Below are 23,059 nucleotides of genomic sequence, written 5' to 3'. Positions count from 1 at the left end.
CAAATCCGGCGGGCCCGGACGACCTCCTAATGCGCCATCAACGCGGGAAGGGTTCCTTCAAACGCCTCCTTCATATCCTCCAACGAGAGATCGACACAGCCGCCCCCATCAACCGAAATCTTGAGGCCCACTCCACCGAACTCGCCAACCGCCACAACCGTGAGCAACTCCCGCTCATCCGGCGACAGCCCATCCAACGGAGACGGGGATCCCGCCGCCACTCCCACCAACACCCTGCCGGGCACCTCGCCGAAGAGCGCCGAAGCCACGCCGGGTTGGCCGGCGAAGTGCCCTGACCCGCCCGTCGCTATTGAAATCTCCAAGCCGGTCGAACCCGCAAGGGCGATCTCAGCCGCAGCCACCGCCAGACCTCCCTCGCTCAGGTCGTGGGCACACTCGATCCGCCCCTCCATCGCCCACCGACTCAGCACTCGGCACAGCGCCTTCTCCGCCGCCAGATCGGGAGCACACGGCACGCCGTCCTCCACACCGCAAACTTCGGCCGCGTATTCCGAGGCTCCGAGCCCGCCCTGGCGAACCGGGTTCCGGCTGGTGGCCAGCAGATACAAATGGCCCCCGCCCGACTTCGGCGCCATCCCGATTCGCTTCTCGACATCCGGCATCACGCCAAGCATCCCCACGAGCGGCGTCGGAGGCACTTCTCCCAGGTCGCTCTCATTGTAGAAGCTCACGTTCCCGCTGACCACCGGCGTGTCCAGCGCATCGCACGCCTCGGCCAGACCCTCGACCGCGCGTTTGAACTGCCAGAACACGTGGGGCCGCTGCGGGTTTCCGAAGTTGAGGCCATCGGTGGCCGCGACGGGGATCGCGCCCGTACACGCCACGTTTCGAGCCGCCTCGCACACCGCCAGCATGCCACCCACATAGGGGTCGAGATACACCTGCCGCCCGTTGCCGTCGATCTTGACCGAGATGCCCTTGTGGGTTCCGCGCGGCGCCAGGACCGCGGCATCGCCCTGGCCCGGAAGCAGCGACGTCTGTGTCTGGACCGACTGGTCGTACTGCCGAAACACCCATCTCTTGGAGCTGAGGTTGGGAGATGCCAAGAGCTTGAGCAATGCCGCGTTGGGTTCGGCGGCGGCGAGCGATTTCGGATCGAACAGCAAGGCCCGCCGATAATAGGCAGGCTCTTCGGGCCCGGTGCTGTAAGTCGGGCAGGTGTCGGCGAGGAGCCTAGGATCGAGCTCTGCCACCGTTTCGCCTTGATAGCGCACCCTCAGAATCGGCTCTTCGGTCACATGGCCGATGACGACGGCGTTAAGGCCCCATTTGTGAAAGGCATCCAGAACCTCTTGCTCCCTTCCCTTCTTCGCAACTGCGAGCATCCGCTCCTGGCTCTCGCTGAGCATCAGTTCGCTCGAGGTCATGCCCGCCTCGCGCACCGGCACCAGGTCGAGGCTGACATCCATTCCTACGGCGCCTTTTGCAGCCATTTCGACAGTGCTGCAGGTAAGGCCCGCGGCGCCCATATCCTGAATCGCCACGACGGCGCCGGTCTGCAGCGCTTCTAAGGTGGCCTCGATGAGCGACTTTTCCGCGAAGGGGTCGCCGATCTGCACGTTGGGGCGTTTTTCCTCATTGTCCTCGCCAAGCGCCTCGCTGGCAAAGGTCGCGCCGTGAATCCCGTCTTTCCCGGTCGAGGAGCCGAGGTAGATCACCGGATTGCCCGCGCCGCTCGCCGCCGCCGTGGTGATCTCATCCAGCTTCAGGATCCCGACGCACATCGCGTTGACCAGCGGATTGCCCGAATAGCGCGGGTGAAAGGCCACTTCGCCCGCGACCGTTGGAACGCCTACACAGTTGCCGTAGCCGCCAATGCCCGCCACCACGCGCTCGAAGAGGTAGCGGTTGCGCATGACCACCGGCTCTTCAGCCTCCCCGTTTCGGATCGGCCCGAAGCGAAGCGAGTTCAGCGAGGCGATCGGCCGCGCGCCCATGGTCAGAATGTCGCGGATGATGCCGCCGACGCCGGTGGCCGCGCCCTCATAGGGTTCCACGGCGCTTGGGTGGTTGTGCGATTCGACCTTGAAAGTCACCCCTAGGCCGTCGCCGATGTCCACGATGCCGGCGTTTTCGAGGCCCGAGCCCTCCATGGCAGCCTTGTACTTCTTGAACAACTTCAGAACTGGCCGCGAGTACTTGTAGCCGCAGTGCTCGCTCCACATGACGGCGAACATGCCAAGCTCAGTCAAGCTGGGAGTCCTGCCGATGAGTTGGACGATCAAGCCGTACTCCGATTCGGTCAAACCCATCGAGGAGTACACTTCTTTCGTGATCGTCGCCATCGGGAGGATTATAGCGTTTTGGGGGCTATTCCCTCGCGTGGCGAGGGGCCCGTTTTGGGGTCGAATGGGCGTTCAGGATAGAGCCGCCTCCTTTGTGCTGGCGCCACCCTACATTCGTCGCTTCGTCTATGTAGGACTGCCATTTCTTTTCACGCTGATGTCGGCCGTTTCCTGCGGCCCCCGCTTCGACTACAACGGCACCTGGATCGGCTATCGCGAACTGAAACCGGGCGCCAACGAGGACCCCTCCGCGATCCGGTCCATCAGCAAGGTCGAACTCACCCTGAAACCCGACGGCACCTTTGAGCTCTTCCAGACCGGCATCCCCAAATCAGGCAACGTCGCGTATGGCGACGGCGGCGCAAGGCTCGACGTGCGCTTCATCGCCCAGCGCAGCCTCTCGACGATGGACCCCGAGACGGCCAAACGAAACCAGTCCCTCATGATAAAACCGCTTGAGAACGGGTCCCTTGAGTTCCTCGACCCGGGCGATTTTGACCCGCGGCCCATCGAGCTCATACGAAAGCCGAAACCTTGATCTGTGCGGCAACGTATCCAGGTACAACGAATTCAAGAAAGGCACAACTATGGGATTTCTGATCGTCTTCATCGTTCTGGTCGTGATCTTCTTCGGAGTCTGGATCGCGGCCTACAACAGTCTGGTCGGCTTGCGCCAAGAGACCTCCAACGCGTGGGCACAGATCGACGTTCAGCTCAAGCGGCGGTACGACCTGATCCCGAACCTGGTCGAAACTGTGAAGGGGTACATGAAGTTCGAGCAGGACACGCTCACCGCGGTCATAGAGGCACGCAACATGGCACTCTCTGCGAAGACCGTGGGAGAGAAGGCCACCGCCGAGAAGGCCGTTGGAGCGGCCCTGACCGGCATCTTTGGACTCGCTGAGGCCTACCCCGACCTCAAAGCGAACCAGAACATGCTGTCGCTTCAGGAAGAGCTGAAGTCCACGGAAAACAAGATCAGCTTTGCGCGGCAGTACTACAACGACGTGGTCACCAGCTACAACACCAAGCTGCAAGCGTTTCCGACGAACATCATCGCCTCCATGGGCAGCTTCCAGTCGAAAGAGCTGTTCGAGCTTGACAACCCCGTCGAGCGCGAACCCGTCAAGGTCCAGTTCTGATGCGGAAGGAGGCTCAGCCTCACGTTCGCTCAGCCCGGATCCTCGCGGCGCTCGTCCTGTTTTCAGCCGGGTTGGTGGCGTTCTCTCGCTACCAGTCCGGCCAAGATGCCGACCTGTTCACCCGCGCACCGGGCCCCGAGCAGGAGCGTTTCTTTGTGGCCGTCTCCGAGAGGCCCGACGCCCTGCCGGTCTTTGAGAAGCTGAGCCCAAGCCAGCGCCTGCGCGCCGCGCGAAACTTAGGTCAGTACCAAAAGCCGGAGGTCGCCAAACTCGGCGCGATCCTGCTCGACAGCTTTGATCCCGGAGCCAGGAAGGCGCTCGCCGAAAGCCTATCCAGGATCGCCCAATCGCGCCCCGATTTCGTTGCACAGCAGCTCGACAAGACCTCTTCGTACCAGACGGCCGGGGTCTTTGCTGCGCTCAAGTCGAACCAGGCGGTGGTTCCGGTCGTGGCGAAGCTTCTGGAATCGGACGCGCACCGAGCGAACGCCTCCAGGCTCCTGCAGGAGATCGGAAGCCCGGCTGTTCCGGTGCTGATCGAGGCGCTCGGGTCCACCAGCGAGACCGCAAAAGTGGCCGCTGCCGAGGTACTCGGGAAGCTGCGGGCGCGAGAGGCGGTGGTGGCGCTCAACGGCTTGATCGAGCGAACCGAAGTGGAGAAGCGCGATCCATACATCGGCGCGCTTCTGGTCGTCGGCGACCCGAAGACCGAATCGATGGCTCGAGGAATCCTCATGGATCCCACCGCGCCAAGACCCCTGCGCCAGCAAGCTGCAACCGGGCTCGGGCGCATCGGGACCGTGAGCGCCGTCGAGGAACTCGCCAAATGGAGGTTGGTCGAGGACGAGGAACTGGCCGCCAGCGTCTGGGATGCCCTTAAGGAGGCGGGGGATGTGGCGCTTCGACTACAGGGCATGCACCTTCGGGAGCGGATCCGTCTGGCGGCGGCGTCAAAAACGCCCTTGGCGGAGCGGGTCCTTTGGCAGGGGTATCGGTCGTCCTACCGGGAGGACCGCCTTGCCGCGCTTCGTGCTTCGAGGGGGCGAGTCGGTTTGGCGCCTGATGTTGCGGCGATTGTCCGGTCCTTGGACCCTGCTTTTGATGGAGACCTGGTGGAGGCGGCTGTAGCGGCACTCTGGTCCACGCCCATAGGCCGAAAGCAAGTGTTCTCACTGAAGCAGGATCGCGGCCTCGATGGCTTCATCGCGCGCCAGAAGGCGCTCCCCGATCCCTAGCAGACTTCCGCCCGCGCTATGCGCCTTGTGCTTGCAGGGCGAGGCGCGCCTTGCGCGCACGCTCGATCGACTCCGTGCTCACGGCAGTCTCGAACGACCGAAAGCCGGCCAGCCGAAAGCCGTGTTTCTGTGCCCAGCGCTGGGTCTCGTCCACCTGTTCTACCGTGACATCCTTTCCAAGGCTGTAACTCTCGGCGCGGTTTTCCAGCGCCAGCATGATGGTCTCCGCCATGCAGGCATAGGCTGTCTTGGGTTCGAGACCGAAGTTCATCCCGAAGTTCACGTCGCCGGGCACCTCGACCAGCCCGCCCTCGATCACCAGCACGTCCGGCCTTTCGTTCGCCACCCGGCAGGAAACGTCCCGGGGCCGCGCCACGTCGCAAATCACACTGCCGGGCCTCAGGTGCTGGGGCAGAATGATCGCCGCGTCGCTGGAAGTCACCGTCACCACACAATCGGCTTCCCGCAGACGGTTGAGGTCGGTCGTGGCCTCGGCGCCTCTAAGCGTCTCCGCGACGGCTTTGGTGCGGTCGAGGTCCCTGCCGATCAAGATCGTGCGCCCGAAGCTTCGCCCGAGCACGTGGGCGCAAGTCTTGCCGATGGAACCCGTCGCGCCCACCACCGCCAGCGATGACCGCTCCGGCACGATCTCAAGCAAAGTGCACGCCTTCAGCGCGCCCTCGATGGCCGTAGCGACCGTGTAGCTGTTGCCGGTGGTCACTGCGATTGGAGACCGTTGGGCCAGGGTCACCCCGGCATCGCCCGCCACGGCCGTAAACGCGCCCAGGCCGATCACTTTGGCGCCCTCGGCACCGGCCAACTGGCAACACTCGAGCAGCCGCGAATAGACGAACTCCACCGGAAGCGTCTGCGTCAGCTGACGGGGCGTGAGCGGCAACCCGATGAACCACCCGGAGGTCTCTTCTCCATGAACCGAACGGATGCCCTTGATCTCGCTGAGCACCATGGGCCGCTTCTTGGCGATGATGGCTTCGACCCAGGATTCGGGCAAGTACTTGGCGATGGGATACTTGCGGGCAGCGTCGCGCGCCCTTAGGGGGTGGAGGATAAACGCAAATTGCGTCAAGGTCGTTGTGTTCCTGTCAGGTTGGGTGGCGGAGCCTGAAGATTGAAGGCATGGCGCTGGGCCCTTCCGGGAGCGTTTGATGCCTCCGAGACGATACCCAATGCTCAAGCCTCCAGTTCTAATACGCCAGGTTTCCATTCGAGTCGCTCAAGAGCGCCCAAATAGTCGGCTTCGGTCATCTCCTCGGGCCTTTTGCCAAGTGCGGCTACCAGCACCGCCTCCATCACGTTGGTGGCAAACGTCTCGCCGCCCATGACCGGTGTAGTGGTGATAATGCGTTTCAGCCCCGTGGAGCGGAACCAGTCTATAGTGGCCTTCCTCAGGGTTTGGGTCAGGATGGTCTTCCCGGGGAGCTTGTCCGGCGCGCTGCGCTTGATGAAGTGCGTGTCGCCGCAGATGAAGGTCGCTTCGTCGAACGCCCACCCGAACTTGGGCTTTCGCACGTCCTGCTTCTCGCCCGTCGGATAGAACCACTTGAAGGGCAGCTTGGTGATGATGGGCAGAGACAGCGCCCCGATAATCCGGACTGCTCGGTAGCTGCGGATGCGAATAGGCAGGCCGATGGCGAACATGAGGTCACCATACACGACGTTGGGACAAAGTTCGGCGAGGGCCTGCGCCATTCCGAAGCGGTCCACGGCCGACACCAGCAGCACGCGCTCCTTCTTGAAGTCCACCGTCCCTTCCCGCTGCAGGCGATAGACCGTTTCTCGTTCAAGGGTGTGTTTGAGTCCCGAGCCGTCTACGACGGGGGTCGTCTTACACGCGGACACAATGCTCTGAATCTGGCGGAAAGCGTAGCGCTTCTTGTCGACGACGACGTAAATGTCCGCCCCGCCGACGCCGATAGCGTCCACCTTGCCGTCCAAGTCCTTGAACATCTGGGCGAACTTCTTCAGGTCGCCGTCCGTACCGATGCGCTCAATCTTGAACTCTTCACCGAAAATCTCGGCGACGTGGGACTTGTTGCCCTTACTCGACCCCAACGAGATGGATACGACGTGCTTCATACGATTTCGGATTGGGGATTGCGGATTTCGGATTGGCCAGAAGACCGAGCTTTCATCGTCTTGATACTGGCCACCGAGATAGAAAGGAGTTCGTTGCCTTCCTTCCAAAGCTGCTCGACGCGCGGGTCATCACAACCCGTGTCCATGAGCAATTCAAGCCAAAACATCGATTCGCCTGCCTCTTCCTCCACAGTACCGAACTTCGGGATCGCGTCGGCTCTGCTCTTGGCGCGACAAACCGCTCGGTAGTTCGCGGCAACCGACGTCCCGGAGCGCAGGAGCTGCTTCCCAATGACGTCGTTGACCACCTCGGGTGGCAAGTCCCGAACGAGCGCGACCACCTCGATGGCAAATGCCTTGGTTCTATCCTTCAACTGCTCTTTAGTCAAGCTCTTTCACCTGCTCCGCCAGAACCTACTCGGATTGTGCACGCGAATCGCACCTTCGGTTACAGTCCCCCCAACGGCATCACGGGCCATCGGACTCGGCTCCCTCAATCCGAAATCCGAAATCCCCAATCCGCAATCAAAACACGGCAATCGCCTCAATCTCCACATCCACCCCTCGGGGCAGGCCCGCGACCGCGACGGTCGATCGCGCAGGAGGGTCGTTTTTGAAGAACTTGCGATAAATCTCATTCACCGTCGCGAAGTGCTCCATCGAAGAGAGGAAGATGGTGGTCTTGACCACGTTCTCGTAGTCGAGACCGGCTTCAGCGAGCACGGCTCCAAGGTTCTTGAGGGCTTGCTCGGCCTGGTCATCCACGCTCGTTTCGATGAGTTCGCCCCCAGGGGTGAGCGCGATCTGCCCGCTGCAAAAGAGGAAGCTGCCGGAGGCCTTGATCGCCTGCGAATAGGGACCGATGGCGGCGGGCGCGTTGGGGGTGGATACGACGATTCGGGTCATGCAAGGAGGTTACCCGTGGCGTTCGTGCGATTCGCCGCGGTGGCCGTGGCTGAGATGATGGGTTGAAGGGATGATGGGATGAGGGACAGATCCACGACGTGCACAAAGGCCCTCCTTGCTCCGCTTCGGAGCAAGGAGGGCCTTGATCAAGCCTACCGCTTCATGTTCAGTAGGTCTTGAAGCATCTCATCGACCGTCGTGACGACCTTTGTGTTGGCCTGAAAGCCACGCTGGGTCACGATCAGATCCGTGAACTCCGTTCCGATGTCCACATTCGACTGCTCGAGGAATCCCGAACTGATCGAGCCTCGGCCACCCGAGCTCGGGGCGCCAACGATCGGCAGGCCAGAGTTGTCTGTCGCTCGCCAGGCGTTCGAGCCGATTCGTTCCAGACCGCTCGGATTTGAGAAAACGGCAAGGGCCAGTTGGCCGAGAGTTCGCGTCAGACCGTTCGTAAAGAGCCCTGTCACCACGCCATCGGCGCCGATGCTGAAGCCCTGCAACGAACCCGGCGGGAAACCGTTCTGGCGGCTCATCTGAACCTGCGTTTCGGTGCTGAGCTGGGAGAGCCCAGCGAAGTCCATCTCGATACTAAACGCCGGGGCTGCCCCAGCAGGCACCGTGACCGAGTGGGTCGCCGTGCTGTTGATCAGGATTCCATTCGTATCGAAGTAGAGCGGCTCACCACTCGTGGAAGAGGAGCCGATAACCGTCGTGTCCCCCACGACTGTGGCGTCCCAATCCCAGCTTGAAACCGCGCCCGGAGGAGCGGGTGGGGTCGCAGGGTTAAGGGTGTGGTTGTAGAAGCGATATTGCAGGTCGTGCTGGCCACCCAAGGCATCATAGACGCGCGTGACCGTCGTCCACTCCTCGGATGCAGTGGCATCAGCATTGAGGTTGCCGGCGAATTCCATATCCGACGTCACCTGCACCGCACTGAGTTGCCCAATCGGGATCCTGAGGCTGTTGGAGCCGGAGATCGCGACCGACGTGTCCACTTGGCCCAGGCTATTAGCCGTCCAGCCAAGAAGCCGCTGGCCCGTCGGCCGATGGACCAGGTCGCCCTGGGAGTCCAGGTCAAAAGTCCCATCACGCGTATAGGAGGTGCCTGTTCCGCTGCTAAGCGCAAAGAACCCGTTTCCCTGGATCGCCATGTCGGTGGGGCGGTTCGTTGCGCTGAGCGACCCCTGCTCGTTGTTGATATCTGTTCCCGACACCAGGACGCCAAGACCGTACTGAATGGGGTTCAGGCCGCCTTGCGACGCGCTCGGGCGAGAAGCGCCACGCACCGTCTGCGCGAGCATGTTCTGGAAGGAGACCCTGGACCGCTTGTGGGCGGTCGTGTTGACGTTGGCGAGGTTGTCGCCGATGACGTTCATGCGCGTCTGCTGCGCTTTGATGCTGGCCACGCCGGCCAATAGTGCTTGTAGCATGAGTTGAGATTCCTCCGTTTGTCTTATTGCAGCGGTGCTCAGAGCGCCTTCTGGCTCTGGGCTGGACGCTCGAGGAGGAACCCCGATCCCGTCCGTCCGCTTGGGATGCTCGCTTGCTGAGGCAAGCGGGTCTGGGCCGATCCGACTCGGCCGACAAGTTGTTGGGACTCCTTCCGCCCGAGCGCCAAGTCATCCTGCCCGAGGGCTGAGTCAGTCAGCGGGGGCGCTGGGTCATTCAGCGTGGGCGCTGAGTCACTCGCGGAACACCGTGAGTCGTTCAGCGTGGGCGCTGAGTCGTTCGCGGAACACCGTGAGTCGTTCAGCGGGGGCGCTGAGTCGTTCGCGGAACACCGTGAGTCGTTCAGCGTGGGCGCTGAGTCACTCGCGGAACACCGCGAGACACCCAGCGTGCACCGCACACCGTTTCCCGACCACGTGAAAGCGCTCATCTTAGACAATCACCGCGCTGTCGATGTTGGTGAACACGTTCTCCTTGAGCGCGCCTTGCTCGACCGCCGTGATCAGCGTTCGGTTCTTCACGCTCACGATGAGCGCCACGTCGTCCACCATGACAAGCGACTCCTTCGCCCCCTTGGTGGCCGCCTTTTCGACGCCCTGCATCACGCGGTCCCATTGAGCCTTGTCGAGCTCGATGTTCCGGCTTTGCAGCCGCGTCTGGGCATGGCCGCTGATCTTCAGGCGGTCCTGAAGGACCGACTGGAACTCGTTCGGCTGGATCGCCGCCTGTCCGGGCAGCCCGACGGGCCGGTTCTGGATCAGCTCGGCGATGCGTGAGTTTTGGATACGGTTTTCCATGGCTTATCCCTGGTTCAGCGCCACCTGCTGGATGGCATCGAGGCGAACCTCGACTTGGCCGCCATTGGCTTCCTGGAGGACCAGCCAGTTCTCGCCGCTCTTCACGTTGAGACCGACAGCCAAACCGGTCACCAGGTCATTGGTGCCCGTCGTGCCCTCAGTCATGGGCCTGACGGCGGTGACCGTCTTGCCCAAGAGGCTGGAGGCCTGCTGGACCTGCATGGCGCTCTGAAGCTTGCCCATGCCTTGAACCGTTCCAAGCTGGGCCATTTGTGCGAAGAAGTCGCGGTCGTTCATCGGCTCCATCGGGTTCTGGTTCGCGAGCTGGACTGTCAGCAGCTGAATAAACGTCTGCATGTCCATCTCTGCGCTCCCTTTGCCCGACGAGGCCGAGAGCGCCTTGTTGTTGATGCTGGTAATTGGGTTCATGTGTTTTTCCCCTCACACCCACACGTCCACACCCGTCGCCCGCCGCGCATACCCGCGCGCCTGCTCCAGGGTGAACCCGTCGGCCGTGGCTTCCCTTCGAAAGCCGTGGTGGAATCGCGCGGTCTGCGCTTGATCGAAGCCCTGTGACGCCCCCTGATGGCGTCCGCCGAGCGCTGCTGCGGTTTCGGAACCAACTTGAACGCTCTGAAGCTGTACGCCTCGCGCGCTCAAGGCTTGGGTGAGTTCGCCGGAATGCTCACGCAGAGCAGCCCGAACGGAGTCGTTCGACGCAGTCAGCTCCGCCGTCACTTCCTTGGCCGAACCAAGCACCTTGATCGTGATGGTCCCAAGGTGTTCCGGGTCGAGACGCACCGTGACGCCGTCTTTCGGCCTGATCGCCGCGAGCATCTCGATGCGATCCGCGACTTGGTGCAGGGCCCGGCTGGCCTCGGCAGGCCTTAGCGCGGCCTCATCGGTCCGCGGCGTCGCATCGGTGGCCTGGGGGCCTGCCGGCGCGATGACTGCAGCTTCAGGGGCTAGCGCGGCGCCCTTGTCGGGAGCGCCGAGCTTGGCTTGGGCCAGGTCCTCAGGCTTGGCTTCCGAGGGGCTTGCGTCGGCCCAACCAGCCGATGAGCCTTCGGAGCCAGCGCCGTTCGAGCTTTCTTCTCCGAGCCCTTGGCCGGCCGATTCCGCGCTCGCCGAGGGGTCCACTGCGGGGGAAGCCGCCAGGGACTCCCCAGACTCGGCGGTGTTCTCGGCGGCGTTTGCGCGACTCTGGCTCGGGCCAAGGGAATCAGAGCTAACGTGAACGGGCCTCAGCTTTTGAAGCACTGCGTCGTCGGCAAGGCTGGCCTTCCCTTCTCCGGCTTCAGCAGAGGCCTTATCCAACGGAGCGGAATCAAGTCCAGCGGTTTGAGAAGGGCCGAGCGCGTTCTCGGGAGTCCGCACCGCAACACCTTCAGGCGTTGAGTTGTGCTCCTCGGCCGAGGGCCCAAGATCCGAGAGGTCTGGCGCGAATTCCACCTGAGATTGCGTGGCGGACAATTCTGTTGGCGCTTCGGCCGGTGCAGCACCTGCCAAGGCGACCCCGATGAGGGGATCTGCAGCAACCGCAATCGTTTCTGACGCCGAACTGCTCGGCACGGCCATCTGCGGCTCGACGCTGAACAGACCCGCGGGATTGGGAAGGAGGAGTGCCGCGGCAAATGCCGCAGCTTGCGAGGAGGCAACCGAACCGGGCTCCTGCGCCTGGCTCTCGCCTTCCCCATGTGTGGGCGGCGCCACGAGACCGTTGGGGTCGGTATGACCCTCCACTCGTCTCGCAGCGGTTTCGGCTTCAGGGAGAGAGTCCGGCTTTTTCGAGCTTGCGTTCAGCTTGTCGCTCGATGCCTCTTCCCCCTTCGCCAAGTGGTTCGGCGGGGGCGGCTCGGGGCCAGGTGGCGCGTGGTCCTTAACCTGGAACTCCGATTTGTCCGCTTGCCCCATGATGCCTGGCCACACCGAACCTGGGTTCGGCGCGCTTGCAGGCTGGATGATTGCAAGCATGCTCATAGGTGTTTGGCCTCCAATTAGGTGGGCTATTCCTATCGTCGGCAGAGGGGGCCTGGTCCTTTAGCGGGGTTTTGAACCCATCTGGGCGACGCGCCAGATCGCGTTCCCAAGTCAAAAAGCTCTTGGGTGACGGCAAATCTGCCATACTCTGACCCAAGTTTCTTCGCGCGAGGCGATCCTGAGGAGAGCAAGCCTCCAGGTTCGCTGCGCCGAGGACCCACGAATTAATAATCTATCGCGCCCGCACCGCGCTATCTGAGACGGTGGGCCAGGCCGAGTGTGTCCGAGACGGCCGTCTGCCCCGAAAGCTAGCGCTGAGGCGAGTCGAGAACGGCAAAAAATGGCAAGAAGAAAAAGCCCACCCGCAGAAGTTGAACCCATCGTCGAACCCACCGTAGCCACAGCCCCCAAAGCCCGGTTCCGAAAGAAGCAGGATTCCCCGGCAGCAGAGCCGCCCCAAGCCGAAAAGCCCCCCAGGCGCGGCCGCATCCCCAAGGAGTCGAAGCCTGCCAACGTCCTAACGCCGGCAGAGGCCGAGGATCGCCCGAAAGCCACCTTCCGGAGCCGAGGCGACGCGCGAACGGAAGTGGCCCCTGCACCCGCAACAGCCCCCGAGGAAGGAAACCGAGGCAAGCGCCGAGGCCCAGATAGGGGCAGAGGCTCGCGGCAGTACGCGGATTCGACCGAAGATGCCCCGGCCAAGTCCTGGGAGCCGTTTGTGACTTCGGTGAAAGAGTCTGACATGCCGGTCGCCGAATTCCGGTCCCCCTCGAAGCCCCTGAAGCCTGCAAAGCCCAGCCAACTTGAGGATGCGGCTTCCGCGGACGAGCCCGACCTGGCGCCCCGCCGATCGAGACGCCGTGGCCGCGGCCGAGACGAAGAGGAAGCTCCCATCACCGCAGCGGACGCCCTCGAGACGGAGTCCTCAAGGAAGTCCAGACGCGCCAGGCCCGCCAGGGAACCCGAACCCGAGCCGGCCGTCGAGCTCATCCCGCCGCTTCCCCCGGTCGTTCACAAGCCGATCATCCCAACACCCGAAGATGCGCCGCAGGTAGCGATGCTCAACGGAACGCCTGCGTTCGTTCGAGCAGGGCGCGTGTATCCGCCGATCAGCTTCTTTGGGAGCGCGCCGGACGAGCGCCGCGCCGAAACGGTGCTCCAGGAGATTCGCCTTGCGTCGGATGCGGGCATTCATCTTCATGCGATCTTGCTGGAATTCGAGATCGACCAGCAATCCGTCTCTTCGAGCCTTGGCTTCGCGGCCTATATGGTGGCAAAGGCCGTCGAAGTGGATCCTGAAGCTCAAGTTCTGCTGGGGCTGGTGCTCCTCGCGCCGCGGGGTTGGGACAAGAAGTACCCGGACGCGGTCTTCCACGACGGCGCGGGCCGAATCATGGACCCAAGCGTGTGCTCGGAGCCGTACTGGGGCGAAGCCAAGACTTGCCTTGCGGACTTCGTCGCCCGGCTGAGAATGCTGGAAAGCAGAAACCACGTGTTCGGCGTTCAAATCGAGCGAGGCGAGTGGTTCCTTCCCAGCGACGTCGGATACGACAACTCCCGAGCCGCCGTACAGGCGTTCCGATCCTGGGCTCGAATGCGCTACCTGAACGACGTTGTCGCGCTGCGGGCAGCGTGGTTTGACGGCAATGTCACCTTCGACAACTTGACGATCCCCGAATTCAAACGCAGCGGCGAAGAGGGCGGCAAGTTCATGCGCGTCAGCCGCAAGGAACGCAGGTGGGTGGACTACCACCTCTTCCTTAGCGACGCCACCGCGCACCTCATCAGCGACCTCGCCTACACCGTCAAGGAAGCCAGCGAAGGGTACTTGGTGGTCGGCACCAACTACGGCTACACCTTCGAATGGTCGCACCCGTTCAGCGGGCATCTCTCGCTCGGCAAGCTGCTCCGTACCCCCGAAATCGACTTCATCGCGGGCCCCCCTAGCTACCGAAACCGCGAGCCCAAGGGCACCGCGCCGTTTCCTTCCCCGATCGACAGCTTCCCGCTCAACGGCAAACTCTACCTCTCCGAAGAGGACTACAAGACCTCGATCGCCGAGACCTTTGAGCCCGACGATTTCAACCCCAAGATCAAGACTCCCCAGGCCCTGGAGAGCGTCCACTGGCGCGGCATCGGCGCGGCTTTGGCGCACGCCAGCGGCGTCTCCTGGATGGACCTTTGGGGCAACGGCTGGCTGAAGACGCCCGGAATCTGGCAGCGCGGCGCCAAAGCGCGGGACCTGCTGCTTCGGCGCATGTCCACGAACCTGAAAGACCCGGACGTCGCCGTCTTTATCGACGAGCGCGCCCTTGCCTATCTCGTGGATGAGAACTCGTTCGCGTTGCTGGTGCAGAACGTCCGCGAATCCGTGCTTCGCTCCGGCCTCAGCGCGGGGTTCTATCTGCTCAGCGATCTGGCCCACCGCGAGTCGTTCCCGGAGACTCGCCTCAACATCTTCATCAACGCCTGGGACATGCGCCCCGAACATCGGTCAGCGATCCGCTCACGCCTCCAAAGGGACGGCAAGGTGCTCTTCTGGCTCTATTGCGGCGGGCTGTTCGATGCCGGCCGAGAGGCTCTTGAGCGCGCTCGCGAAGTCATGGGCATCGCCATCAAGCCCCAGCCTTTCCACAGCCGCACGGGCACCACCATCCTGAACCGAAAGCACCCGCTCTGCGAGGCGTTCGCCGGGGTCGGGTCCATCGGTGGCGGCAAGCTGGAACCCAGCTACTTCGCAATTCCTGAAGGCTCAACGGTTCTCGGCGAATACACCCACACCGGTCTTCCCAGCTTCGTCTACAAAGAGGTCCGGGATGAGACCGACCCCTATCTGGACTGGAAGTCGGTCTTTCTTGGCGAGCCGGTGGTGACCCCCGCGCTCATCCGCGCCCTGGGCCAACTGGCAGGGGCCCACGTCTGGAACTATCAGGACGACGTGGTTCACGCCAGGCCCCCTTTCCTCTCGGTCCACACCGCAAACGCGGGCTCGCGGACGATCATGCTGCCCAACAACTGGTCGGCCTACGACGTTCTCGCAGACTCTTGGTCGGCGGTTGATTCCTCCAGCCTTCGATTCACCGCGCTTGACGGCGCGACACACCAGTTCTTCGTTGGGGCGCGGCACGAAATCGAGGCGCTGCTCAACTGCGACGTAAGCAGTCTGGAGACCATCTCCGAGTTGCCCCCGCGTACGGACAACACCGTCCGACAAGACCTTTCGGCGCTCGACGTGCCGATCGTCCAGCTCGATGAGTTCATCGAGGGTGGCGTTCCGGAAGACGCGAGCGATGAGTGGCTGCTGAGGCCCAAATTCGTGGACTCGGACGGCGACGACGGCGCAGAGGACGAGCCAGAAGCCGAAGCCCGGGTCAGCCGGCGCAGGCGCCGGACTCGGCGTGGAAAGGGTGGCCAAGAGCCTGGACCGGAAAAGAGCGAGGCGTTCGGCGACCTTGGCATGCACGTCCTGTTCCGCAAGCGGGAGTAGCCGATCGGGAGCAGCATGGCATTCAAATCTGGCCTTGTGACCTTGGTGGGAAAGCCTAACGTGGGCAAGAGCACGCTTCTCAACGCGCTCGTGGGCCACAAGGTGTCCATCGTAAGTTCCAGACCCCAGACCACGCGCCGCCGGGTGATCGGCATCGCGCAGGGCGAGGGTTACCAGATTGGCTTTATCGACACCCCCGGGCTCCACGAACCCCACAACCGCCTTCAGCGGGCCATGGTTGAGCAATCCAGGGGGTCTCTGGCGGACGTCGATCTCGTGGTTGTGGTGGTGGACGTCTCCAAGAAGCCCGACGACATAGAGATCGCGTTGGCGAAGCTGTTGGGCGCGCCAGACAAAGGTCCCGCACGGCTGATGTGCCTGAACAAGATGGACCTCCTCCCTGCCGAGCTGGTGGTGGAGCGAGTGGAAGGCTACTGCAAGCTGTTCGGGACAGAGGAGTACATGTTCACCGACGCGGTGCGCCTTAGGAACCTCGACAAGCTGGTCGAGATGGTCCTCACGCACCTTCCCGAAGCTGAGCCGCTCTTTCCAGAAGACGAGTTCACCGATCAAAGCGCGCGGTTCCTGGTCTCGGAGATTATTCGGGAGAAGGTTCTCGCCGCGACGCGCCAAGAGGTGCCCCACGCGACGGCGGTACGGATTGACAGTTGGGAAGAGCCCGGAAGCGCGCCTGCCGCCTCGCCCCATCGGGGAGAGAAGGGACGAAGGGACGAGGGGACTGAGGGACAAGAAGCTGGCAAAGCCACCTCGCCCCCTTGGGGAGATACCGGTGAACGCAGTGAACCGGGCGAGGGGACCACGCTGCACATCGCCGCCACCATCCTCGTTGAGCGTCCCGGCCAACGCGCGATCCTGCTCGGAAAGCAGGGCTCGATGATCAAGAAGCTGGGCACCGAAGCGCGGAAAGAAATCGAGGAGCTACTAGGACGACACGTCTTTTTGGCGCTTCACGTCTCGGTCAAAGAGGACTGGCGCAGCAGCTTCTCGATGCTCCGAGAGCTCGAGTACGTGGACTGAATAGCCGCTTTTCGCACTTCGCTCTTCGCGAATCGCCAAGCGCGAAGAGCGAAGAGCGAGGTAGTTTCCCGCTGCTCATCCCCTCATCTCTTCATTCCTTCACTCTGAACCGCCGCACCGGCCCCTCTCCCGGCTCGCTAAGCTTCCCGATGGAACCGGGGCAGGCACCGGCTTCCCCCTCGAAGGGGGAGGTGGTTCTCACCAAAACACCAGACCCCGGACCCCATATTCCGGACCTTGCACCTCGGACCTCGGACCTTTCCCTCTGCCCTCCATCCCGGATAGAATCGACCTCAAGACCGCTTCATGGACTCTTCAGAACTTGTTGACCTCTTCGGAGCCCCGCTCGAATGCGACCCAGCCATCGCATTGAACTCAGACGCCCTCCGGTTGCCGATCCCCAAGACCGGCCCCCTGCCGATGGTCCAGTTCCAGATCGAAATCGTCGGTCCACGGTCCATGAAGGCGGCTCCTGCCCTGGCGGTGCTCGACGAGCCCTGGCGCTCGGGCCTCGGCTACCCTGAAGTCTTCGTCATGGACGCTTCCGACTCTGGTTGGCGCTCCCCGACAAGGCCCGAGAAGGCGGCAACGCTCGACTCTCTGGTGCTCTGCTGGGATTACCTGAGCGCAAAGGGAACCCTGAGCGCCAATGCTTGCGCGCGGCTCGTCCATGCCGCCGAGCCCTTTGCCAAGAGTCTCGATCGAAGAGCGATGCCGATGCCCTTGCCCCAGGACGTCGATCGCAAGGTCGCCGACCTGAAGCAAAGGCAGGAAGCTCTGGATATTGGCTTTGAGGTGGGTGTGATCTCGGGCACAAGCACTCTCTCCGAGCGCCAGATCTGGCGCACCTGCGCCGCGCTTGGCCTTGACCTTGCCGCCAACGGCGCGTTCGTTTGGCGCGCGCCCGGGTGGAGCCTGCCTCTGCTTTCCGTAGCCTCCTGGGACGATGGCGTTTCGTTTGGCCTCGACGGTGCGCGGGCGGATCGTCAGCACGAGGCTATCGGCGTCGGCTTCAACGTGCCCACCAATCCAGACCCGGTAACGTCGCTGAACGCCTGTTTTCAAGTAGCCGAAGCGTTGGCAACGGCGCTGGGCGCGCTGGCCACCGACGATGAAGGCCGCCCCTACACAAGAGCAATGCGAGCCGAAACGGAAAACGCCATGGCCCAGGCTCTGGAAGCCTTCCGCCGCGCGGGCCTGGAGCCCGGATCTCCGGAAGCTATCAAGCTGTTCCCTACGGCCTAGCCGAGCCTTCGCCTTCGCCGCAAGAAAGCCAAGCAGCCGATTCCAAGAACTGCGATCGCTGAAGGCTCGGGAACCGGCCCGTAGACCTTCGCAAACGACCTTCCGCCAAGGATGTTCTGTTCGTAGGTGAGGCCATTCAGATTCGGGGCAAGGGTGAAGCTCACTCCGTTTCCACCGGTAACCACCTTGGCGTCGACACGACGCTCCTGTAGATAGCGGCTCTTGAGCTTAAGGATGAAGTTCCCCTTGATTCCGGCCTTGTTCACGCGAAAGCGCTCGACGCCTCCGCCCTGATTCCCCACATACTCCCATGCTGCGGCCTCATCGCTCAAGATGGACCCGGTGAAGTCTCCCGTGTAGCCCAGAAAGTCGATGTCGACGTAAGGCTTCTCGGTGAGAAGGTAGCTCCCGAAGGTGCCTCGGTAGGTCCACCATCCCGCCGTCTGTTGGCCATGGTGGTTCGCCGATCCTCGCCTTCCATTGCCGTTGAAGGCCGCCGCCAATTCGCCCGTGAAAATCTGGCTCGTGTTGGAGCCCCACAAGTAGGAAACACCGAAGATCTCGTCGTTGTCGATCCCTGTTGTCGGGTCGTTCCCGTAGTTATTGCCGTTGTTGTACCGATGCATCACGTTGTCTTGCGTCGAGGACGCAGTGAGATTCGGGTTTGCGTTCTCGTTGATCGGGTGGTCCGCAAAGTCCTCCGTCTGGTTCTCATAGAGGTCGACGAGGCCCAGGGTGTGGCCCATCTCATGCATCATCGTCCATGCGAAGTTCGTGGCATTCCAGTTGACACCGGCCTGGGGCCGGACGCCGTAGACGATCTCGGCATAGCCCACTTCGCCCGCAGTCCCGCCAACGAAGGCGTAAGCGTGCGCCCCGGTTGCTTTGGTCGAGTCGTATCGCAACCTGAGGAGGCCCGTTCCGGCCGCATTGAGGCCCGAGTTGTCATAGCTCACATTGGCCCATTGGGACCAGGTGTTCGTTGCCGTGCTCAAGGCGGACGTGACCATCGCATTCGTCACGTTTGGCGGCAAGGCGTTGAACGCAGCCCACTTGCCAAAGGCGTAGGTATTCGCGTTGCTCTGGCCCGCATACATGAGCTGCCCCGCAACGTCATATCGGTTGGCATAGTCCTTACGTCCCGCTGTCAAAGTGAAGACACCGAAACCCAGTGCTTGCCCACAGAGGACAGCCCCACAGGCTGTCAGCCAGGCCAATCGGCCCAATTGCTTCCGCATCACTACACACTCCTTTTTGGGAAATCAATGGCGCGATCAAACGAGCACGCCCATATCCATAGTACACAGAATCGTAAAGAATTCCAAGCACTTCTTGCAACGAGACGCTGGTGCTCCACGAACAATGGCCCAGACAAACCTCGGCTCCTGGGTAGCCCGGCAGGAAAGGCGTTGCCGGAGCTTCGAGGGACAGGTATCTTCTCCCCCATGCACGCCGTGAACCCGCAGGAAGTCAGGACCGCATTCGAGCGCGACGGCTATTATGTTGCGAAGGCCGTTTTCGACCCTGCCCGCGTTGCCGAGCTCGAACGGGACTTCGACCGGATCGTCGACCAGCTCCTTTGCTCGAACGAGGACATCAACGCCCGGTGGAGCGGGCCCGAAATGGAGCGGCTGGGCAAGGACACGATCGTCCACCACACCCACAACGTCCAGCAGTTCTCCTCGGCGTGGCTCCGTGCCATCCTCGACCCCAGATTCCTGGAAGTCCCCAAGGCGATCCTGGGCGAGGACGTGGTCCTCCACCACACCAAGCTCTTTCAAAAGCCGCCGGAAAGGGGCGCGCCGTTCCCCATGCACCAGGACTGGACCTATTTCCCCACCCTCAAAGACACGATGATGGCCGGCATCATCCACGTCAGCGAGGCCACCGACGAAATGGGGTGTTTTCGCGTGGTTCCTGGGACTCACAAGTTGGGCAGAGTCGCCGACTCTCACGGCCAGCACCAGCATGAGGTGATCTCGAAGTACACGGTCGAAGAGGCGCTCGCGCTGGAGGCAGAACCTGGCGACGTGGTCTGGTTCCATTACTTCCTCATCCACGGCTCCATGCCGAACACCTCGCAAAAGGCTCGCAAGACGGTGCTCGTCCAAGTCCATGCCGGCGACGACCGGGTCGAGGACGGCAACCACCACTGCGACGAGCGCCTCCCCTTATGCGGCTGGAACCACCTCTCCACGCGCGTTCGGGCAGGCTGGAAAGACTAGTTTGGCTCTGAATTCGCCCTCCAGATCGCCGGGAATCGCGAGCAAGGATGCTCGCGATCCGGGGTGCAGACTGGAAGTCTGCGCTCCGTGTCGCCGAGTCTCGTTCCCGATTGTCCCGTTCATATTGCCTCAGGCTGCAGTGAACAGGAGCGTCCGGCATGCCTAAGGTCAGCGTCGTGGTGGTCAGCTACAACACGCGCGACAAGCTGCGGCAATGCCTTTCCGCCATCGAGGTCGAGCATGACGCGATCGTCGTGGACAACGCCTCGCGAGATGGTTCCGCCGACATGGTGGCATCTGAGTTTCCAGGCGCGAAGCTGATTCGCAACGCCGACAACCGAGGCTTTGGCGCGGCAAACAACCAAGGAATCGAGCTTGCTTCGGGAGAGCTGGTCCTGCTGTTGAACAGCGACTGTTACGCCTCCCCCGGGGCCATCGCGCGGCTCGCGGAAGCGTTCTCCGACCCAAGCGTCGTTGCGGCCGGAGGCAAGCTTCTGAACCTGGACGGCTCGCTCCAGCATTCGTCGGCAAACAGGCTCACCTTGTGGGCGGTCTTCTGCGAGCAGTCGCTTCTTGAGAAGCTCTTTCAAAACAGTTCCCTCTTCTCACCCTATTGGAACAGCCGTCGGCACGATGCCACGGCAGAAGTCGAGCAGGTGATGGGTGCTTGTCTGATGATGCGTCGTGATTTGGAGCGGTTTGACGAGCGCTTCTTCCTTTACTGCGAGGACACGGAGCTTTGCTGCCGCTTGCGGGGGCACGGCAAGATCCTGTACGTGCCTGAAGCCACCTTCGTCCACGAGCTTGGGTCGAGCGGCGCCACCGGAAGGTGGCGCTCCGTCGCCCTCTACAACCGGGGAAAGGAGCTGTATTTTGCCATCCATCGCGGCTCGTTACAGTCTGCCGTGTGCTGGCTGCTGAACCGTCTGGGAGCGCTCCTGAGAATGCTGGTTTGGGGGGTGCCGGCGCTGCTTACGATGTTTCTGGTTCCCCGGTACCGGCGTCAAGCCAAGCTCTTCTGGCGTGTGCTCAAAGCCCCTCGGATGGGGCCGATGCCTCCCGCTCGTAGCGGGCCGTGATCTCAGCGGGAGCGCCCTGTTCGTGGATCAATCCGGACTTGAGCCAGATGCACCGATCGGCCACCCGGCGCACTGAATCCATCTGATGCGAAACGAACAAAATGCTCCCGCCCGAGGCGCGAAATTCGTCAATCTTGCGGTAGCACTTCTGCTCGAATTCCACGTCACCGACGGCGAGCACCTCATCCACGAGCAGGACGTCGGCGCTCACATGAACCGCCACCGCAAACCCCAGCCTGGCGAGCATCCCGCTGGAATAGGTCCGAACGGGGGCATCAATGTGCCTTCGAAGCTCCGAAAACTCCACGATCGGCTCCACTCGCTTTCGCATTTCGGCCCGTGAAACGCCAAGAATGACGCCGTTGAAGAAGATGTTTTCAAGGCCGGTCAGGTCGGGGTGAAACCCCGCGCCGAGCTCGAGAAGCGGTGCAATCCTGCCGTTGACGGCGACCGTTCCCGACGTCGGCCTGTACACCCTGGCGATGAGCGAAAGCAGGGTGCTCTTGCCCGCGCCGTTCCTGCCGATGATGGCCACGGACTCCCCTTTGGCGACATCGAGCGAAAGGCCCTTCAGGACTTCCAGATGCTCAATTTCCTTCCGACGCCACCAAAGGAGCATCGTCTTGATCGAGCCCACCCCCGAATGGCTCAGTAAGAACTCCTTGCGGAGGTCCCGGATCTCGATGGCCGCAGGTCCCACCTTAGGGCCTCTCCACAAACCGCCACTTCAGACGGTTGAAAACGGCGTAACCCACGACGAGGAGCACCACGGAGGTGAGCGCGGTCATTCCAAAGAGCGCCCAGTCCATCGGCAGGGCCGGCAGCGTGGCCACATGGCCGCTTGCGTCCTTCATCTCCACCGGCTGCGGCGCGACCAGGATCTTGCGGTACGCGGTGCACAGCATCGCAACGGGGTTCAGGTGATAGAGGTAGTAGCCTATGCCGACTTGGCCGTTCTCCAGCGATTTGGCATAGACAGTCTCACTAAAGTACATCACAGGGCAAAGGAACAGCAGCATCCAGAGCATGACGGTAACGATGTACTTGACATCTTCATAGAACGTGTTGAGCGCGCTGACAAGAAGCCCTACCCCCGCTGCAAGGGCAAGGTTCACGAGGAGCACCAAGGGCAAATAGAACGAAGTGGCCTGGAACGGAGAAATCGTCGGATCGCGCCAGTAGACGAAGAGCAGGTACCCAAAGAAAACCAATAACGCCAAGGTCAAGTGGATGAAATTCGAAATGATCTGCGCCAAAGGCAGGATTTCGCGCGGAAAGTATATTTTCTTGATTAACTGCACGTTTGAAAGCACAGACTGTGCCGAATCCAAAACGGACATCTGGAAGAACACGAAAGGCAGATAGGCGGCGAGGATATACGCGCTAAGGTTCTTGGTCTCATAGCCCACATAGTTACGAAAAACGAACGTGAGGACCGCGACCGTCATTAATGGATTTAGCAGTGACCAAAAGAAGCCGAGAAAGCTGTTCTTATAGCGGATTTTGAGCTCGCGCTCGACCATGCTGTACAGCAGCTCGCGAAAGCGCCATAGCTCCTTGAGTTCCGCAAGCATCGAACGAGTCTACCTTTGGGCGGTGCTGGGAGGCGGCGCGGCGGCCGCGGAACGCACGATGCGAACGATCCGGATGATCCCCAACAGGGGCGTGTCCGCCGGCACCACGGGAGGCGCCCCTTCCGTTCCGAAGAAGTTCTCCGCGCTAAACATGATCTTTCGCTCCATCCCCACCCGGCATGAGCCGAGCGCGGTCTGCCAAAACGGGTTCGAAGCCGGGTCGCCGATGGCGACCGTGTAGGGCAATCCCCGCTTCGCCGAATTGGCGATCTCCTTGCCCTCCATCGTGGACACAACGAACTCGACGGTCACCCGGTCGCCAGGCTTGGCGGGGAGCCCGACGGGGCTTCCCCCTTCCTGAATCGAGGCCGCCCTGGGGTCAACCGGCTTGGACGCCGCAACGCCAGGCTGCACGCCCATCAGCGCCAGCCCGACCTTGAACGCAACAATGAGGTCAGAACCCATTTCTGGTTAAAGACGAAGCACAGACCCGGTT

Annotated in this window: 21 protein-coding genes; 8 read left to right on the top strand and 13 right to left on the bottom strand. The window is 62.2% G+C overall.

Features of this window, described 5'->3' with window-relative positions; translation table 11 throughout:
• Positions 1-26 precede the first annotated feature (26 nt).
• Positions 27-2,306: a phosphoribosylformylglycinamidine synthase subunit PurL gene (gene purL, locus HZC36_06430; protein ID MBI5706609.1), complete on the bottom strand. Its 2,280-nt coding sequence runs from the start codon at positions 2,304-2,306 to the stop codon at positions 27-29.
• Between purL and HZC36_06425 the strand changes: the two genes are divergently transcribed.
• From HZC36_06425 to HZC36_06415, 3 genes are read left to right on the top strand one after another with little or no spacing between them, the layout of a single operon-like run.
• On the top strand, positions 2,293-2,844 hold the full coding sequence (locus HZC36_06425) for a hypothetical protein (protein MBI5706608.1): 552 nt from the start codon (positions 2,293-2,295) through the stop codon (positions 2,842-2,844). The two genes, purL and HZC36_06425, sit on opposite strands and share 14 nt — an antisense overlap.
• A 49-nt stretch (positions 2,845-2,893) precedes the next feature.
• Positions 2,894-3,448, top strand: a complete 555-nt coding sequence (locus tag HZC36_06420; GenBank protein ID MBI5706607.1) for a LemA family protein — start codon at positions 2,894-2,896, stop codon at positions 3,446-3,448.
• Positions 3,448-4,683: a hypothetical protein gene (locus HZC36_06415; GenBank protein ID MBI5706606.1), complete on the top strand. Its 1,236-nt coding sequence runs from the start codon at positions 3,448-3,450 to the stop codon at positions 4,681-4,683. The genes HZC36_06420 and HZC36_06415 overlap by 1 nt, the downstream gene beginning before the upstream one ends.
• A gap of 16 nt (positions 4,684-4,699) precedes the next feature.
• On the opposite strand, the gene HZC36_06410 is transcribed toward HZC36_06415, so the two are convergent.
• The 8 genes from HZC36_06410 to HZC36_06375 all read right to left on the bottom strand — a co-directional run bounded on the left by HZC36_06410 (position 4,700) and on the right by HZC36_06375 (position 11,915).
• Positions 4,700-5,770 carry a shikimate dehydrogenase gene (locus HZC36_06410; GenBank protein MBI5706605.1) on the bottom strand — a complete coding sequence of 357 codons (1,071 nt, stop codon included), beginning with the start codon at positions 5,768-5,770 and terminating at the stop codon, positions 4,700-4,702.
• A gap of 104 nt (positions 5,771-5,874) precedes the next feature.
• Positions 5,875-6,780 carry a quinate 5-dehydrogenase gene (locus tag HZC36_06405; protein ID MBI5706604.1) on the bottom strand — a complete coding sequence of 302 codons (906 nt, stop codon included), beginning with the start codon at positions 6,778-6,780 and terminating at the stop codon, positions 5,875-5,877.
• Positions 6,777-7,169 carry a four helix bundle protein gene (locus HZC36_06400; protein MBI5706603.1) on the bottom strand — a complete coding sequence of 131 codons (393 nt, stop codon included), beginning with the start codon at positions 7,167-7,169 and terminating at the stop codon, positions 6,777-6,779. Before HZC36_06400 ends, HZC36_06405 begins: the two co-directional genes overlap by 4 nt.
• 136 nt (positions 7,170-7,305) lie before the next feature.
• Positions 7,306-7,686 carry a RidA family protein gene (locus HZC36_06395; GenBank protein ID MBI5706602.1) on the bottom strand — a complete coding sequence of 127 codons (381 nt, stop codon included), beginning with the start codon at positions 7,684-7,686 and terminating at the stop codon, positions 7,306-7,308.
• A 152-nt stretch (positions 7,687-7,838) separates the two neighbouring features.
• Entirely contained in the window at positions 7,839-9,119 is a 1,281-nt protein-coding gene (locus HZC36_06390; GenBank protein ID MBI5706601.1) for a flagellar hook protein FlgE, read from the bottom strand.
• A 450-nt stretch (positions 9,120-9,569) separates the two neighbouring features.
• The gene (locus tag HZC36_06385) at positions 9,570-9,935 is read right to left on the bottom strand and encodes a hypothetical protein (protein ID MBI5706600.1); all 366 of its coding nucleotides are present in this window, start codon (positions 9,933-9,935) and stop codon (positions 9,570-9,572) included.
• A 3-nt stretch (positions 9,936-9,938) separates the two neighbouring features.
• Positions 9,939-10,364, bottom strand: a complete 426-nt coding sequence (locus HZC36_06380; GenBank protein ID MBI5706599.1) for a hypothetical protein — start codon at positions 10,362-10,364, stop codon at positions 9,939-9,941.
• A 12-nt stretch (positions 10,365-10,376) separates the two neighbouring features.
• The gene (locus tag HZC36_06375) at positions 10,377-11,915 is read right to left on the bottom strand and encodes a flagellar hook-length control protein FliK (GenBank protein ID MBI5706598.1); all 1,539 of its coding nucleotides are present in this window, start codon (positions 11,913-11,915) and stop codon (positions 10,377-10,379) included.
• A gap of 340 nt (positions 11,916-12,255) precedes the next feature.
• Here HZC36_06375 and HZC36_06370 point away from each other — a divergent pair, with 340 nt between their 5' ends.
• The 3 genes from HZC36_06370 to HZC36_06360 all read left to right on the top strand — a co-directional run bounded on the left by HZC36_06370 (position 12,256) and on the right by HZC36_06360 (position 17,685).
• Complete coding sequence (locus HZC36_06370; GenBank protein MBI5706597.1) at positions 12,256-15,402, top strand: hypothetical protein; 3,147 nt, start codon at positions 12,256-12,258, stop codon at positions 15,400-15,402.
• 15 nt (positions 15,403-15,417) lie between these two features.
• Complete coding sequence (era, locus tag HZC36_06365) at positions 15,418-16,440, top strand: GTPase Era (protein MBI5706596.1); 1,023 nt, start codon at positions 15,418-15,420, stop codon at positions 16,438-16,440.
• 306 nt (positions 16,441-16,746) lie between these two features.
• Positions 16,747-17,685, top strand: coding sequence for a hypothetical protein (locus tag HZC36_06360; protein ID MBI5706595.1), 939 nt, complete (start codon positions 16,747-16,749; stop codon positions 17,683-17,685).
• On the opposite strand, the gene HZC36_06355 is transcribed toward HZC36_06360, so the two are convergent.
• Entirely contained in the window at positions 17,682-18,923 is a 1,242-nt protein-coding gene (locus HZC36_06355) for a PEP-CTERM sorting domain-containing protein (GenBank protein MBI5706594.1), read from the bottom strand. The genes HZC36_06360 and HZC36_06355 overlap by 4 nt on opposite strands.
• A 207-nt stretch (positions 18,924-19,130) precedes the next feature.
• Between HZC36_06355 and HZC36_06350 the strand changes: the two genes are divergently transcribed.
• Both HZC36_06350 and HZC36_06345 read left to right on the top strand, forming a co-directional pair.
• Entirely contained in the window at positions 19,131-19,910 is a 780-nt protein-coding gene (locus HZC36_06350) for a phytanoyl-CoA dioxygenase family protein (protein MBI5706593.1), read from the top strand.
• Positions 19,911-20,068: 158 nt separating this feature from the next.
• Positions 20,069-20,989 carry a glycosyltransferase family 2 protein gene (locus HZC36_06345; GenBank protein ID MBI5706592.1) on the top strand — a complete coding sequence of 307 codons (921 nt, stop codon included), beginning with the start codon at positions 20,069-20,071 and terminating at the stop codon, positions 20,987-20,989.
• Here the strand turns inward: HZC36_06345 and HZC36_06340 are convergent.
• The 3 genes from HZC36_06340 to HZC36_06330 are packed head-to-tail and all read right to left on the bottom strand — an operon-like array spanning position 20,940 to position 23,028.
• A complete protein-coding gene (locus HZC36_06340; GenBank protein ID MBI5706591.1) occupies positions 20,940-21,689 on the bottom strand; it encodes an ABC transporter ATP-binding protein in 750 nt (249 codons plus the stop codon). The two genes, HZC36_06345 and HZC36_06340, sit on opposite strands and share 50 nt — an antisense overlap.
• 1 nt (position 21,690) lies before the next feature.
• Positions 21,691-22,563, bottom strand: a complete 873-nt coding sequence (locus HZC36_06335) for an ABC transporter permease (GenBank protein MBI5706590.1) — start codon at positions 22,561-22,563, stop codon at positions 21,691-21,693.
• A gap of 9 nt (positions 22,564-22,572) precedes the next feature.
• The gene (locus HZC36_06330) at positions 22,573-23,028 is read right to left on the bottom strand and encodes an FKBP-type peptidyl-prolyl cis-trans isomerase (protein ID MBI5706589.1); all 456 of its coding nucleotides are present in this window, start codon (positions 23,026-23,028) and stop codon (positions 22,573-22,575) included.
• Positions 23,029-23,059: the final 31 nt, after the last annotated feature.

This window comes from Armatimonadota bacterium (assembly GCA_016223145.1).
Lineage (GTDB): Bacteria > Armatimonadota > Fimbriimonadia > Fimbriimonadales > Fimbriimonadaceae > Nitrosymbiomonas.
Note: the sequence above shows the minus strand (reverse complement) of the source record. Positions and strands in the feature narration are given on the sequence as shown.